This is a genomic window from Micromonospora sp. NBC_00821 (assembly GCF_036347035.1).
Classification (GTDB): domain Bacteria; phylum Actinomycetota; class Actinomycetes; order Mycobacteriales; family Micromonosporaceae; genus Micromonospora; species Micromonospora hortensis.
Genome location: NZ_CP108880.1, coordinates 4,566,858 through 4,581,762, shown reverse-complemented (window position 1 = coordinate 4,581,762; position 14,905 = coordinate 4,566,858). Strand labels below are relative to the sequence as shown.

General features: G+C 71.6%; 12 protein-coding genes. 3 read left to right on the top strand and 9 right to left on the bottom strand.

Going from position 1 to position 14,905, the window contains the following annotated elements:
• Positions 1-5: 5 nt before the first annotated feature.
• Entirely contained in the window at positions 6-2,843 is a 2,838-nt protein-coding gene (locus tag OHB44_RS20930; RefSeq protein ID WP_266302028.1) for an AfsR/SARP family transcriptional regulator, read from the bottom strand.
• A gap of 162 nt (positions 2,844-3,005) precedes the next feature.
• On the bottom strand, positions 3,006-3,614 hold the full coding sequence (locus OHB44_RS20925) for a TetR/AcrR family transcriptional regulator (protein WP_238683997.1): 609 nt from the start codon (positions 3,612-3,614) through the stop codon (positions 3,006-3,008).
• 116 nt (positions 3,615-3,730) lie between these two features.
• Between OHB44_RS20925 and OHB44_RS20920 the strand changes: the two genes are divergently transcribed.
• Complete coding sequence (locus OHB44_RS20920) at positions 3,731-4,741, top strand: aldo/keto reductase (protein WP_238683996.1); 1,011 nt, start codon at positions 3,731-3,733, stop codon at positions 4,739-4,741.
• Between the two features lie 3 nt (positions 4,742-4,744).
• On the opposite strand, the gene OHB44_RS20915 is transcribed toward OHB44_RS20920, so the two are convergent.
• Both OHB44_RS20915 and OHB44_RS20910 read right to left on the bottom strand, forming a co-directional pair.
• Positions 4,745-5,572, bottom strand: coding sequence for a hypothetical protein (locus OHB44_RS20915; RefSeq protein ID WP_266302029.1), 828 nt, complete (start codon positions 5,570-5,572; stop codon positions 4,745-4,747).
• A 7-nt stretch (positions 5,573-5,579) separates the two neighbouring features.
• Complete coding sequence (locus tag OHB44_RS20910) at positions 5,580-7,151, bottom strand: helix-turn-helix domain-containing protein (protein WP_266302030.1); 1,572 nt, start codon at positions 7,149-7,151, stop codon at positions 5,580-5,582.
• 198 nt (positions 7,152-7,349) lie between these two features.
• Between OHB44_RS20910 and OHB44_RS20905 the strand changes: the two genes are divergently transcribed.
• Positions 7,350-7,610 carry a hypothetical protein gene (locus OHB44_RS20905; RefSeq protein WP_266302031.1) on the top strand — a complete coding sequence of 87 codons (261 nt, stop codon included), beginning with the start codon at positions 7,350-7,352 and terminating at the stop codon, positions 7,608-7,610.
• A 13-nt stretch (positions 7,611-7,623) separates the two neighbouring features.
• Entirely contained in the window at positions 7,624-8,757 is a 1,134-nt protein-coding gene (locus OHB44_RS20900; RefSeq protein ID WP_266302032.1) for a cupin domain-containing protein, read from the top strand.
• Between the two features lie 48 nt (positions 8,758-8,805).
• On the opposite strand, the gene OHB44_RS20895 is transcribed toward OHB44_RS20900, so the two are convergent.
• The 5 genes from OHB44_RS20895 to OHB44_RS20875 all read right to left on the bottom strand — a co-directional run bounded on the left by OHB44_RS20895 (position 8,806) and on the right by OHB44_RS20875 (position 14,847).
• Positions 8,806-10,182: a PepSY-associated TM helix domain-containing protein gene (locus tag OHB44_RS20895; RefSeq protein ID WP_266305128.1), complete on the bottom strand. Its 1,377-nt coding sequence runs from the start codon at positions 10,180-10,182 to the stop codon at positions 8,806-8,808.
• Positions 10,116-12,245, bottom strand: coding sequence for a cytochrome c oxidase assembly protein (locus tag OHB44_RS20890; RefSeq protein WP_330437947.1), 2,130 nt, complete (start codon positions 12,243-12,245; stop codon positions 10,116-10,118). The genes OHB44_RS20895 and OHB44_RS20890 overlap by 67 nt, the downstream gene beginning before the upstream one ends.
• A gap of 183 nt (positions 12,246-12,428) precedes the next feature.
• A complete protein-coding gene (locus tag OHB44_RS20885) occupies positions 12,429-13,010 on the bottom strand; it encodes a copper resistance CopC family protein (RefSeq protein WP_442932617.1) in 582 nt (193 codons plus the stop codon).
• Positions 13,007-14,221 carry a Dyp-type peroxidase gene (locus OHB44_RS20880; RefSeq protein ID WP_330437946.1) on the bottom strand — a complete coding sequence of 405 codons (1,215 nt, stop codon included), beginning with the start codon at positions 14,219-14,221 and terminating at the stop codon, positions 13,007-13,009. The genes OHB44_RS20885 and OHB44_RS20880 overlap by 4 nt, the downstream gene beginning before the upstream one ends.
• Before the next feature lie 23 nt (positions 14,222-14,244).
• A complete protein-coding gene (locus OHB44_RS20875; protein ID WP_266302036.1) occupies positions 14,245-14,847 on the bottom strand; it encodes a copper chaperone PCu(A)C in 603 nt (200 codons plus the stop codon).
• Positions 14,848-14,905: the final 58 nt, after the last annotated feature.

Here is a 14,905-nt window from a genome sequence, read left to right as displayed (position 1 = left end):
GCGTCTCACTCGGGCGGGGTCACCGGGCCGGAGTGGCCGGGTACGACGCGTGCCAGCAGTTGCCGCACCACGTCGGCGGCCGGGTCGCCCAGGTCGTCGTAGATCCGGATGGCCCGCTGCCATGCTTCTGCGGCGGCCGGAGGGTCCGCCATCGCCTCGCGCGCCTCGCCGAGCCGGACGAGGGTCAGCCCTTCGTGATACCGGTTGGCCGATTCCTGGAAGCGTTGGACGGACTGCTCGTAACAGACCGCCGCCCTGGCCGGGTCACCGAGCCGGTGGTACGCGAAGCCCAGACTGTCCAACGTCGCGGCCTGCCCGACGCGATCGTCGATCGCCTCCTGCTGGGCCAACGCCTCGGCGCAGTCGACGACGGCCTGGTGGTAGTCGCCGGTCAGGGCGTGCAGGTAACCCTTGACGTTCAGCGCGCGCGCCTCGGCGTACCGGTTGCCGATGAGCTGCGAGACCCGCAGCGCCTCGGCGCTGTGCTTGAGAGCCTCGTCCAGTCGGCCGTACTGGGTGCAGTGCTCGGTGTACTGGCGCAGGATCAGCGCCAGGCTGTCCAGGTCCTCGAGCTGCTCGTACAGTTCGAGCGCCCGCTGTACGTGGTGCTCGGCCGCGTGCTGGTCGCCGAGCCGCATGAGCGCGCGCGCGAGCATCCGGCTGGCCTGCGCCTGCGCCCGGACGTCGCCGATCCGCCGCGCCGCCGCGAGCGCCGCCTGCTGGGCCGCGAGCTGCTCCTGGAACATGCCCCGAGGCGCGAGGTACGCGGCCAGGGCCCAGGCGAGCTGGCAGGCGTACCGCTCGAAGCCGGTCTCGGCGGCCTGACGCAGCACCCGCAGCAGGACGGGGTGCTCGGCGTGGAACCAGGCCGCCGCGACGACCCGATCGGGCATCGGCACGTGCACGTTCGCCGGCATCGGCGCTTCCAGCTCGATGGGTGCCCAGGTCGGCTGGAGCGACACCGCACCGGGGTGCGCGCTGTGCAGGTAGTGGTCGTACATCCGGCGCGCGGCGGCCTGTCGCTCCTCGGCCAGGTCGGATGCCTGGGCCAGTTCGGCCGCGTACGACCGGAGCAGGTCGTGCAGGGCGTACCGCTCGGGTAGGTGCTCGGTCAGCAGGTGCAGCCGGGTCAGCTCCTTCAGCAGCGGGGTGACGGCTGCCCGGGGGCGGCCGAGCAGCGCGGCGGCGGCATCTCCGGTCAGGTCGGGGCCCGGGTGCAGGCCCAGCAGGCGCAGCAGGCGGGCCGCCTCGGTGCTCAGTGCTCGGTAGGACCAGGAGAAGATCCGGCGGACGTCCCCGTCGGCCAGCTGCTCCAGCCGGGACTCGGACGGGCGTAGTTGGGCCGCGACGGCGTCGATCGGGAAGGTGGACCGGGCGGTCAGCCGGGCCGCCACGATGGACAGGGCGAGCGGGAGGCGGCCGGTCGACTCGATCAGCTCGCTGGTCGCCGCCGGTTCCGCCGCCACCCGGTCGTCACCCAGCCGGCTGCGGAGCAGCCTCGTCGACTCGGCGGCCGTCAGCACCTCCAGCGTCAACGGTCGGGCGCCCTCGGCCACGGCGAGGCTGCTGAGCTGGTCGCGGCTGGTCACCAGGACCGCGCACCGACCCACGCCGGGCAGCAGCGGCCGTACCTGCTCGGCGTCGCGCGAGTTGTCGAGGACGACGAGCATCCGACGTGAGGCCAGCAGGCTGCGGTACAGCCCGGCCCGAGCTTCGACGCTGCTGGGGATGCGGCCGACGGGTACGCCGAGCGCCTCGAGGAAGTCGACAAGGGCATCGGCGGGGGACACCGCGTCCGCGTCGTCGTAGCCCCGGAGGTTGACGTACAACTGGCCGTCGGGAAAGCGTTCGGCGGCCCGATGGGCCCAGTGCAGCGCGAGCGTCGTCTTCCCCACGCCGGCCATGCCGCTGACGGTGACGATGTCCACTGTGGCGGGCCGTTCGGGTCGGGCGCCGAGGGTCGCGTCGAGGAGGTCGAGTTCGGCGTTGCGCCCGACGAAACCGGGCAGGGCCAGTGGCAGCTGCTGAGGGCGGCCCGGCGTCGCGCCGGCCGACGCGTCGTCCGCCGACCCGGTCGTCGCGCCCTGCTGGCCGAGGCGGTGGTGCAGGATGTCGTCGTGCAACCGGGTCAGCTCGGGGCCGGGGTCCATCCCGGTCTCCTCGGCCAGCGCGCGCCTGGCCTGCTGGAAGGCTGCCAGAGCCCCGGCGATGTCGCCGATCTGGTAGAGGCCGGTCATGAGTTGGGACCAGGCCCGTTGCCGCAGTGGGTGACGATCGAGCAGCGCCCGCAACCGGGGGATCACCTGGGCTGCCTCGCCGAGCGCGAGCCGCGCCGCGGCGTGGTCCTCCTCGGTCAGCAGCCGCCGCTCCGTGATCCGCGCGACTCGGCCGGTGAGGAGCCGGGGCAGCGGCAGCCCGGCGAGGGCGGGCCCCCGCCACACGCCGAGCGCGAGGGCCAGCTCCGGCTGCGCCGCCGCCGGGTCGCCGGCGGCCAGCGCTGCCCGTCCGCGCGCCGCCGCCGCGTCGAACCGGTCCACGTCCCGCTCGTCCGCGTCGACGCGAAGCAGGTAGCCGCCCGGTGTGGTGAGGATCCGGCGGCGCTCGCCCGCGGCGCAGTCGAGTGCCTGGCGCAGCCCTCGCAGGTAGGTGCGTAGGTTCGCGGCGGCCGAGGCGGGGGGCTGGTCGCCCCACACCAGCGTCATCAGCTCGTTGGCGGAGATCGCCTCACCCGGGCGTAGCAGCAGAGCGGCCAGCACCAGCTGCTGTTTCGTCGACCCGAGGGCGACCGGCCGGCCGTCCCGTGACACTGTCAGCGGCCCGAGCAGGTCGAAGTGGAGGGGCATCCTCACCTCAGGTTGCGGTGCCGGCCGGGCGAGACTGACGATCGTATGAGCATCGATCAATGACGTTAGCATCGATTGAACATGATCTTCATGTTGGTCGGGTGGTCGCCCGCGGGGCCCGGTCGATCTGTGGCGTGGCGTGGTGGCCTGCCCGCTGGTCGGTCAGCGCAGTCCACGGATGAGGTTGTCGACAAGGGTGCGGGCGAAGTCCTCGGTGAGCGGCAGGTCGGCGATGAGCAGCCGGTGGTAGCAGGCGCCCCAGAGTTGGTCGACGACCGATTCGGGGTCGATGTCGGGCCGTAGCTGCCCCCGGGCCATTGCCCTGCTGAGGGTTTCGACGGCGAGGGCCCGGCGGGGTGCGGAGTAGCGCTCGCGGTAGGCGGCGGCCAGTTCCGGATCGGTCTGCGCCTGTCCGATGAGTTGGCTGATGACCCGTCCGGCGGTGGTGTCCCGCACCAGGTGGACGAAGGCCACGAGCTGGTTGGTCAGGTCGGCGACGATGTCGGCGGTGTCGGCGAAGGCCAGGGTGGGCGCGACGACTGTGAAGTAGCCGTCCAGGGCGAGCGCTCCCTTGGAGGGCCACCACTTGTAGATGGTCATCCGGCTGGCTCCGGCGTGGGCCGCGACCTTTTCGATGGTGAAGCCGGCCATGCCCTCGGCCAGCAGGAGGTCACCGGCGGCCGTGAGGATCTCCGCGCGTACCTGGTCGGCGGGGCGACGGCCGCGACCACGGCGCGCTGGCGTCTGGGCATCCGGGGTGAGCTCGGCCACTGGTCCTCCCGATTATATGGACACGCTGTCTACTAGCTGGTTATATGGACACAGCGTACACAGCGGTGCCCGCACACCACGACGCACCGCGACGACGACCGAAGGAGACGAGGGGCATGACGGGTCTACGACGGCGACGGTTGGGTGCCTCCGGGCCGGAGGTGTCGATCATCGGGCTCGGCGCGATGGGCATGTCCGACCTGTACGGCCCGGCCGACGAGGCGGAGAGCGTCGCGACGCTGCACGCGGCGATCGACGCCGGTGTGAACCTGATCGACACCGCGGACTTCTACGGGTCGGGTCACAACGAGATGCTGATCGGCCGCGTGCTGCGGGAGCGTCGCCGGGACGAGGTGGTGCTCAGCGTGAAGTTCGGCGCACGCCGGACACCCGACGGCGGCTTCCAGGCGGCACCGTACGACGTGTCGGCGGCGGCGGTGAAGGACCGGCTCGCGTACTCGCTGCGCCGGTTGGGCACCGATCACATCGACATCTACCGGCCGTCGCGGCTGAACCCGCAGGTGCCGATCGAGGAGACAGTGGGCGCGCTGCTGGAGATGCGGCAGGCCGGCTACATCCGGCACATTGGGCTCTCCGAGGTGGGCGCGGACAGCATCCGCAGGGCCGCGGCGGTGGCGCCGATCAGCGACGTCCAGATCGAGTACTCACTGCTCTCCCGGGGCCCGGAGGCCACCATCCTTCCGGCGCTGCGGGAGCTGGGCATCGGGTTGACCGCCTACGGGGTGCTGTCCCGAGGTCTGCTCAGCGGCCACTGGTCTGCCGACCGTGCGCTGACCGGCACGGACTTCCGGGCCAACAGCCCACGCTTCCAGGGCGAACACCTGGCCGCCAACCTGCGCCTGGTGGACGCGCTCGGCCGGGTCGCACAGCGGCTGGGGGCGACCACCAGCCAGGTGGCGATCGCCTGGGTGGCGGCACAGGGCGAACAGATCGTGCCGTTGGTCGGGGCGCGGCGACGCGACCGGCTGACCGAGTCGCTGGCCGCTGTCGACCTGGTGCTCGACCAGGACACGCTGGACGAGATCGAGCGTGCCGTGCCGGCCGGCGCCGCGTCCGGCCAGCGGTACGCGACCGCCATGATGTCGCTGCTCGACAGCGAGAAGTGAACCTCAGGCAGTTGCTCGCCAGACCCAGTTGCGGCGTTCGTAGAGCGGCACCAGCCCGGCCCGGCGCATGTTGTTCAGCGACGGGTTCTGCTGGCCGGGCGCGGGCTTGCCGGTCTCGGCGAACAGCCACCGGCATCCCGCCTCGGCCGCGGCTCGGGCGCGGGCGGCGATCAGCGCCGACTGCGCCCCGAGGCCGCGGTGCCCGGAGGCCGTCGCGGCGGCGTTGAGCGACGCGGCCTCGCCGTGCAGGAACAGGTTGCCGCCCGCGACGAGTTCCTCGTCGTCCCAGGCCGCGTACGGTCGCCACGCCGGCCGGCCGACCGTCGCGGCCAGCATGTCGGTGAGCCCACCGGTCGGCATGCCGAACCCGGTGAGCAGCACGTCGGCCCAGCGACGCGCCTCGGCGGCCGGCACCGGGGCGACGCGCAGACGGGTCTGCGCCACGGCGACGTCGCCGGGTCGGGCGGCGAGCTTGACCCAGGTGCTTCCCGGCTCGAGCCCGCGCGCGGCAGCGACCTCGTCGAAGCCCGCCGGCAGCACCGACGAGACGAGCTGGAAAACTGCCTGGTCGACGCCCTGCTCCCGGTAGAAGTCGAGGACGGCGTCCAGGGTCTGCACCGTGAACGGCTCGGTGGTGCCGAAGCCGAGGGCCTTGTTCCAGTACCCGCCGGAGGGATCGTTGCGCATGGCCAGGGCGACACCGCCGCCGATGCGGGTGGTCGCGATCCCGAGATCGGTGTACGCGGGCCCGGGCGCCTGCGACTCGTAGGAGTGCATGAATTCGCACTCCACGGCCTCGGCGAGCGGGGTCAGGTCGGCTGGCGCGGTCATCGGCTGATTATCGTCTGGTTCGTTCCCAGGCCCGCACCAACTGCATCCGATTGTGAATGCCCAGCTTGTGGTATATGGAGCGGAGTTGGGTGTCCACGGTGTGGAAGGAGACGAAGAGGCTCCTGGCCGCCTCCTTCTTCGTGGCGCCGGCGGCGAGCATCTCGGCCACCCGCTCCTCGGCGGGGGTGAGCGCGCCGATGCCCCGGCTTGGCAGCTCGTCGATCGACGGCCGGTGGCGCGGGGTGGCGGCGAGGTCGGCGCACCGCCGGTCCGCGATCGCCTGGTCACCAGGAGCGCCGATCCGGGCGTAGAGGGCAGCCGCTTCGTGCGCGGCGTCTTGCGCCTCGGCTGGCCGTACCCGGGGATTGTTCGCGAGGTCGAGCAACGCGTCGGCCAGCGCCGGCCGCGCGGCGGTGGTGCGCAGCCGGTCGACAGCCGACCGGAGGGCGTCCGGGTCGCCGTCGCGCAACCCTCGGCTCTGGTCGGCCAGCGCGTGCCACAGCGGCACCGGGGTGCGGGTGGAGACCATCTCGACCAGTTCGGTGACCCGGTGTGCGGCCCGGGTGTCGTCGGCCGCCACCGCCGCGCGTACCAGTCGGGGGCCGAAGTGCGGCACGGGCAGGAGTGACCGGACCGACCGGTGCAGGTCGGCGACGACAGTGGTGAGCAGGCCGGCCGGCGCGCTGAGGGCGGGATCGCGCACCGCCACACAGAACGCGAACGTCCACATCGTACGGTCGGGCCATCGGTTCTCGGCGAGGCAGGCGCGGAGGATGGCGCGGGCGTCGTCGTGCTCGCCCCGGCGGTAGCGCACCTCGCCGATCACCGCTACCAACAGGGCACGCACCTCCCTGCTGAGGTCCGCAGTGCCGGAGCTGAGCGTCGTCACGGCCAGCGCGGCCGCCTCGGGCAGCTCTCCCACTGCCACCATGCGTAGGCAGTCGAGCGCGGTCAGCCCGGTGAGGGAGAGGTCGGGCGCCTGGCGTGTCGCGGCGCGCGCGTCCTGGTGCCGGCCCAGGCCGAGCTGCACGAGGATCCGTTCCGCCCGGATGGACGGGGCGTCGGCGCGTGCCGTCCAGGAATCCGGGTCGAGGGCCGCCAGCACAGCCTGGGCGCCCGGCAGATCACCGTGCGCGAGCGAGCGGGCGGCCCGGCCGAGCGCGAGCTGGCGAGCGGACGCCTGATCACCCGACGCGGCGTGCGCCGTGCCCGCGTCGCGCAGCAGGGCATCGGTGTCCGGATGTCCCGTGCGGGCCGCGATCGTGGCGATCAGGGCGAGCAGGGTGCCGCGGCTGCGGGCGTCCAGTCGGAGGTTCAACGCCTCCCGCAGGCCGGCGAGGGCGATGGTCGGCTGCTCCAGTGCCACGATCTGCGCCACCCGCCCAAGCAGGTGGGCGCGGTGGCGCTCGCCGTCGCGACTCGTGGCGATCTCCGCCGCCAGGACGTGCAGCGCCTCCATCCCGCGTCCGGCCAGCCGGAGCTGATCCGCCGTGGCGAAAAGCCGATGCCGTCGTTGCTCGGCGTCGCTGGTGATGTCGTCGGCCGGGAGCGTTCCGGCGTTGAAGGGTGATTCGGACAATGGCGTTCTCCCCGGTTGTTACCAGGCGTGTCGAAAGGCCGTCCTGCGACCGAGCCTAGCCATGGTGGCAGGTACGGGCGAGCAGATCGACGAACCGGCGGGATTGCGCCGAATGGCCCCCGCCGTCCGGGATTTGACCTGCGGTAATGGCGCGATCACGTGATGCGACGGGCGGCGTTCGGCGCCGATCATCGAATCATGGCCCAGCTCACCGAACTTCCCGGTCTGCATCGGCTCCGGGTCGTACTGCTGATGTTCGTCCTCTACGCCGGCACCGGGGCGGGTGGTCATGCTCCGGCGTGGACCCGCCTGGTGCTGATGGCGACCGCCGCGGCGATTCCGGTCGCGATCGCGGTCCAGTACGGCTGGCCCGGACTGCGCGCGCTGCTGGGGATCTCGTCCCGGCTACGGCTGCGGGGCGGGGCCGTTTCCGCGCCCCACCCGATCCAACCCGAGTGAGGAGACAGCGATCATGGCGAACAGCGATCCCGAGCCGCGGCGCGGCGACCAGGGCGCCCCGCCCTTCGCAGGCCGCAACGTGGAGGTCGAGCGGCAGAACCCGGATCTCCTGGTTCCACCAACGACCGACAGCCGGCTGGTGCCCAACCTCAAGTTCTCGTTCTCGCAGGCGCACACCCGTGTGGAGAAGGGTGGCTGGACCCGCGAGGTCACCAACCGAGACCTCCCGATCGCCAGCCAGTTGTCCGGCGTCCAATTCGGTCTCGAGCCGGGCGCGTACCGGGAAATCCACTGGCACCAGCAGTCGGAGTGGGCGTACATGCTCAGCGGCAGCTGCCGGATCAGCGCCGTCGACCACGAGGGCCGCAACTTCATCGAGGACGTGAAGGCGGGCGATCTGTGGTTCTTTCCGCAGGGCGTGCCGCACAACATCCAGGCGTTGGAAGACGGCGCGCAGTTCCTGCTGGTCTTCGACGACGGCGCGTTCTCGGAGAACAACACGTTCCTCCTCAGCGACTTCTTCGCCCACACCCCTCGACACGTCCTGGCCAAGAACTTCGGCTGGACGCTGGAACAGATGGAGAACCTGCCCGAACGGGAGAAGTACATCTTCCAGGGCGACGTCCCACCGCCCCTGCAGCAGGATCGGGTGGTCAGCCCGACCGGTGACATCCCACGAAGCTTCAAGCACCGGATGCTCGCGCAGACCCCGCAGCGATTCCGCGGCGGAACGGTCCGGATCACCGACTCGACCAACTTCGCCGCCTCCGTGACCACCGCCGCGGCCCTGGTCGAGGTCGAGCCGGGAGGGATGCGCGAACTGCACTGGCATCCCACCACCGACGAGTGGCAGTACTACATCTCCGGCACCGGGCGGATGGGCGTCTTCGCCTCCCAGGCCGCAGCCCGGACGTTCGACTTCCAGGCCGGCGACGTGGGCTACGTCCCGTTCGCGTACGGCCACTACATCGAGAACACCGGGGACGAGCCACTGGTGTTCCTGGAGATGTTCCGCCATCCCCGGTTCGAGGACATCTCGGTGATGCAGTGGATGGCCAACACGCCCCACGAGGTCATCGCCGACACGATCAACGTGCAGAAGTCGATAGTCGACAGCCTGCCGAACACCAAACAGGTAGTGATCTGAGCGAAGCGTCCGGCCGTCCGTCGGAGGACGGACGGCCGGTCCGGTGGATCAGCTCCCCGCGGGTGCCGGGGAGGTGGGGGCCGCAGCAGGTCGCCGGCGTCGAGACACCGCACCCACCACCACGTCGATGACGAGGAAAGCGAGCAGGGTGAGCCCGAACAGGGGCAGCGTCCAGCCGATCGCCACTGTCACCGGTACGCCGATCAGCAGCGCCCAGAGCGGCAGACCGCGTACGCCGCCGCGGGCCGGCGGGGTGCCGGCGATCGCACGGCGGTCGGCGCGGATGGGCCGGCGTTGCCACCACATGCGGTAGCCCCAGAAGATGACACAGAGCAGGCCGAGGGCGAGCGCGGCGAGCAGGATCTGGTTGACCAGACCGAAGAGGATCCCCATGTGGGCCTGGATGCCGAGACCGCTCAGTTTGGCCAGCAGGGGCCAGTCGGCGAAGTCGCTGCGGGCGGTGACCGTGTTGGAGGCCGGGTCGACGGCGATGCGGTCCTTCTTGACCGGCCAGGTGTTGTCGACCTGCGTGACGGTCCAGGCGGAGCCCGGCTCCGGCGCGGGGCTGATCTCGACCGGCCCGGAGAGGCCCGCGCCGCGAGCGACCGTCAGGACCCGATCGAAGGCCGCCGACTCGACGACGCCGCCCGCCCCGGCGGCGCCGTGCTCGTGGCCCCCGCCGGTCTCGGCAGGGGCGGGGGGACCGGCGGTGAGGCTGGTGGAGATCTCCGGGGTGCGGGCGCTCAGCGCGTCGAGGCCTGCGGTGAAGTTCGCGCCGGCGTAGCGGGACCAGGTCAGGCCGGTGACCGAGAGGAAGAGCAGTCCGACGGTGAGCCAGATGCCGGTGGTGGCGTGCCATCCCCGGGTACGGCGGACCCCCTTGCCGGTGGACAGGTCCGGCACGAGCAGGTGCCGAGCGGCGGCTCGGGCGGCGCCGCGTCGACGCCACCAGAGGATGACCCCGCCGAGCGCCATCACCCACAGCCAGCTCGCGGCCAGTTCGGAGTAGTTTTCGCCCACGGCGCCCAGGTGCAGGTGGCGGTGCAGGTCGTCCAGCCAGGTGGTGACCGGTGTGGACCCGAACCAGGTGGTGAGTTGCCCCTGGGACTCGCCGGTGTACGGGTTGATGTAGACGGTGTGCTGGTTCTCGCCGAGCTCGGGCAGGGAGAACACCACCTTCGTGGTCCGGTCGCCGTCACCGGGTTGCACAGTGGCGATGCTGCCGTCGGGGTGCGCGTTGCGCGCGGCCCCAATCTGCTCGGCCAGCGGCAGTTGACGCTCACCCACCTGGGCGACGGTCAGCTGGTCGCCGTAGAGGATGGTGTCGAGTTGCGGGGTGGTGGTGAAGGCCAGGCCGGTCAGTGCGGCGACCACCAGGAACGGGGCGACGAGGATGCCGGCGTAGAAGTGCAGCCGCAGCAGCAGCGCGCCGAACGCTGACGGGCGCCGGACGGGTCGGGCCGGTTTCTCGGTGGTAGTGGCGGGCTCCGCCGTCGGCGTGCCGGACAGTTCGGTGAGAGACATGGTGATCCGATCGGAAGAGTCGGGAAGTACGAAGCTGTTCCCGTACTGGTCTGGTCGCCCGGTGGGGTGTCGCGCCGGCCCTGACTGGTAGTCGGGGGAGAGCCGTCGGCGGTTCCCGAAGATCGGTCGGCGCGGAGGCACTGGCGAATCAGGACGATCATGACGACGACGGCGGGCAGCTCGCCGAACGCCCAGGCGATGCCGGCGCCGAGCTTCTGATCGGCCAGCAGCGACGACGCCCAGCTCGGGTGCACGGCGAGGTACCAGTCGGGGGCGATGACTGTGGTCGTCTGCATGAGGACCAGGCCGAAGAAGCCGTGCGCCATCATCGACGCCAGGTGGATGATCACCAGCAGGGGATGGGGGAGGCGTCGGCGGCCCGGGTCGACCCCGATGAGCACCCAGAACAGCAGATAGCCGGCGACCACGAAGTAAGTGAGCATCGCGAGGTGACCGAGGTGGGAGCGCATCAGCACACCGAGCAGGTCGCTGAAGTACAGGCCGAACAGGCTGGCGGTGTAGATGCCCAGCGCGACGAGCGGATGGGTGAGCAGTTTCGTGAGCCGGCTGTGCACCGCGATCAGCAGCCACTCCCGGGCACCGCGTACCCCCGGGTCGGTTGGTCGACGCAGGGTGCGGAGGGCGAGGGTGATCGGCGCGCCGCCGACCAGCAGGATCGGCACCAGCATCGACAGCGCCATGTGCTGGGCCATGTGCGCGCTGAACAGCACGTACGCGTAGCGGGCGACACTGAGGTTGGTGGTCGCGGCGAGCAGCAGCAGCCCGCCCACCCAACTTGCCGTCCGGGCGAGAGGCCAGGGGTGCCCTCCGATGTGCATCCGTCGCACGCCGGCCAGGTAAGCGCCGATGCCGAGAGCGCAGAGGGTCAGGAAGAACATGTCCGGCAGCGGCTGTCCGAGCAGGTTGCCAGCGGTGGGTGCGGTGGGCATCGGGAAGCCGAGCAGTTCGGTGATCGGGTCGGCGTCGGTGCCGGCTTCGGCGACCGGAGTGGGGCTGCGGGAGAGCGCCACGGCCAGCCCCACCGTGGCGGCGAACACGATCAGTTCACCGGCGGCGAGTCGGCCGAACGCCCATCGCCGTCCAGCGCGCAACGCCGGCAGGGTGCGGGAGCGGTGTACCGCGCCGAGCGTGCCGAGGATCAGCAGGGCGGCGAGCTTGCCGAGCACCAACCAGCCGTAGCGGGAGTGCCAGAGTTGGTCGACCGGACCGAGGCGAACCGCGGCGTTGGCTGCCCCGCTGACAGTCACGGCGACGAAGCAGCCCAGGGCGAGGCGGCTGTACCGGGCGGCGGCGTCGGCCAGCAGCCGACTGCGTCGTACCACCAGCAGGGCGATGAGGGCGCCGATCCACACCGCGGCGGCGAGGATGTGCAGGGCCAGACTGGTGACGGCGATCTGGTGGTTACCGGCCCCGGCGGAGTGCCCGGTGAAGGCCGGGGGCAGCACCGCCACCAGGGCCAGGACCGCGACGGTAGCGGCGAGCCCACGGGACACCCCGAATCTGGCCAGCAGCGCCACGACCACTGCCAGTGTGGCCTGGAGTGTGAGCGACTGGCCTTGCGAGATGGTGGTGGCGAAACTGACGACGGTCGCGGGCCCGAGTGTCGTCAGTGGTTGGCCGAGCAGGTCCGAGGCGGTCAGTGCCAGCAGGGACAGCGCCGCCGCCGACCAACCGAGCGCGGCGACACCGGCCCGCCGCAGCAGCAGGTAGCCGTGCGGCGAGACGCTGCGTCCGTCGCCGGGCAGCAGGAACGCGGCGGTCACCAGCATGCCGACGGTGACGGTGGCCAGACCGTCGGACAGCAGCCGGAACACGGGTAGTGCCCTGGTCGTGATCGGTCCCGCGTCGGGGAGGCCCGGGATCGCGGACGTGAGCGCACCCCCGACCCGGAGGCCGAGCACCAACAGTGTGACCGCCGACGCGACGGCGACGACAGTGACCAACCAGCCGGAGCCCGGAGAACCCTTGTCTCGGACGCGGACGGGGCTGGACCGGTCGGGGTTACCGCGACGGTGCGGGCACCGCTCGGATCGTCATTGGTGGACTGCCGTGGTTCTGTGTCGGACACGTGATGACCTTGCTTGGTGAGGTGATGGGGCGAGCCGACCGCACGAGGAAGGGTCGGATCAGCGCCGGGCCGCCCGCCGCCACAGCAGCCCAGCCGTCGCCAGGACGAGAAGGGCCAGCGCGGCAGCCGCGACGAGTACGCCGGCGCTCGGACCGCCGCCGGACTCCCCGGCGGCGGCGGACGGGGCGGGTACCGACGCGCTGACGTTGGCAACCGGCGCGGCACTGGACGTCGGATCGGCCACAGTGAACGGGTAGGACCCCTGCACCGGGTGCCCGTCGACGGAGACGACCCGGTAGGCGACCGTGTAGGTCCCGTTCGGCAGGGTGTCGGTCACCTGGACCGTGCTCTTCGCGCCGGTGACCACCGGCTCGCCGATAGGAAGCTTCCGCTTGCCGGCGTCGGTGAGCACGATGGTGGTGAACGCCGGGTCGAGTCGCTGCATGAATTCGAGCGTGACCTCGGTCGGCGCGCTCTGCACCGTCGCGTCCCGGGCGGGCGTGGCCGTCTTGAGCGAGTTGTGCGCCCAGGCCGGGCTGGCCGGGATGAGCACCGCCACGAGGACGGCGAGCACCGCCGCGCCCAGCCGGACGGCGGTGGGGCGGGACGACGGTACGGTCATGACGGTGGGCATGGTCATCCGAGCACCTGCTCGCCGATCCACCCGCCCGGTTGACATCCGGGCGGGATGGCGAAGACAGCGGACCCGATCGGCGTGGTCCACTCGTTGAGCAGGTCCCGATCGGCCAGCCGGCGCTGGATGGGCAGGAACTGTCGGGCGATGTCGGCCTGGTACGACGTGAAGATCAGGCCGCTGTCCGCGTGGCCCTCCGCCGTCGGCACCCCGTCGTAGTTGTAGGGCCGGCGCAGGATCTTCAGCCGGTCGTCGGTGACGTGAGCGCGGGTCATGTGCGAGAAGTCGGGGATGACGGTGAGGCCGTCGGCGTCGGTGGCGGCGAAGTCGGGTTCGTCGTGTTCGGCGGTGCCGGTGAGTGGGGCGCCGGTGTCGAGCCGTCGCCCGACAGCGAGTTCGCGGTCGGTCCGGCCGAGCAGGTCCCACGTTTCCATGTTCATGCTGATCCGCCGGAGGACCACTGTCGTGCTGTCACGCAGCCACGCCGGGCCGTCCGGGACCCAGAGGGCGGTGTCCATGGGCGTGCCGGGTCGAGGGTTGGCGGTGCCGTCGAGCTGACCGAACAGGTTGCGTTGGGTGTGGCCGCCCGGCTCGACACCGGGGCTGCGCCGGAAGCCCTGCTGGACCCACCGCACAGTGGCGAACGGTCGGCTGTCCTTGATCAGGACCCGCTGGGCGTGGGCGACGGAGATCGCGTCGTCAGCGCAGATCTGCAGCAGCAGGTCGCCGCCGGACCAGGCCGGCTGAAGCCGGTCGATGCGGAACGACGGCAGTTCGGTGACCGATGCCGGCCGGCGGTCGTCGACGGCGGCCGCCCGGTAGAGGCCCGGCCCGAAGCCGAAGGTCACTGTCAACCGTGCCGGCAGCAGCCCGAGTTCGGCCTCGGTGTCGGCCAGCGCGGGTCGGCCCTGGGTGAGCCGCGCGGCGTCGTCGGTGAGCAACCGCAACATCCGGCCCAGCGCGGCCCGGTCGACGCCGGCCCGCACTGTGAGCGCCACGAACGACGCGTGCGCCTGCGGTTCGGTGGCCACCCCGGCCTGCCGGGCGCCGTGGAACGGCTCGACCAGCCCTCCGACGGTCGCCACGGGCGTCGTGTCGGCGGCGGTCGCCGTCGGCGGCGCGGTTCTCCCCGCGCGGGTGCCGGCGATCGCGGCACCACCGGCCAGGGCTCCGCCAGCGGCCAGTGCTCCGCCGGTGAGCAGGCCGCGCCTGCTCACCGGCCGGACCTGTGGTGTCCGCGTCACGATGCCGGGCTCATGCTCATCTCCGGCGTGGCGCTCATGCTGGGCATCGGCTCGCCGTGCCCGGGGGCGTAGCTCTCCTGCGCGCCGGTGAACGGCTTGGCCATGGCGCGGAACTGCTGGGTCTTGCCGTCGGCGAAGGTCAGGGTGACTGTCAACTCGTCGCCGGCCTGAACGGGCTTGGTGAGGTTCATCAGCATGAGGTGGTCGCCCCCGGGCTCCAAGGCGTGCGTGCTCTTGGCCTTGATCACGATGCCGCCCTGCTTCTGCCGCATCACCATCTTGCCGTCCTTCATCGCCATCTCGTGCAGCTCCATCGGCGACAGCGAGGTCGTGGCACTCGTCACCGTGACATCGGTGTCGCCGTCGTTGACCAGGGTCCCGAAGGCCGCCGTCATGCCCTTGTCGGCGGCCTTCACCCACGGGTCACGAATGCCGAGCACACCAGCGTCCGGGTTGGCCGAGGCCGACGCGGGCGGGCTCGCCTGCGCTGTCGACGGAGAGTCGGACGAGCCGCAACCGGCGACGCCCACCGTCAGGATCGCGGCGGCGAGGATGGCGGCCGAGCGGCGGCGTGAAGCGTTCGGGCTGGTGGTGCGCATGTGTTCTTCCTCCGATGGTTGCTGCTGGGAGGTTGGTCGGCCGCAGCTCGGAGAAAGT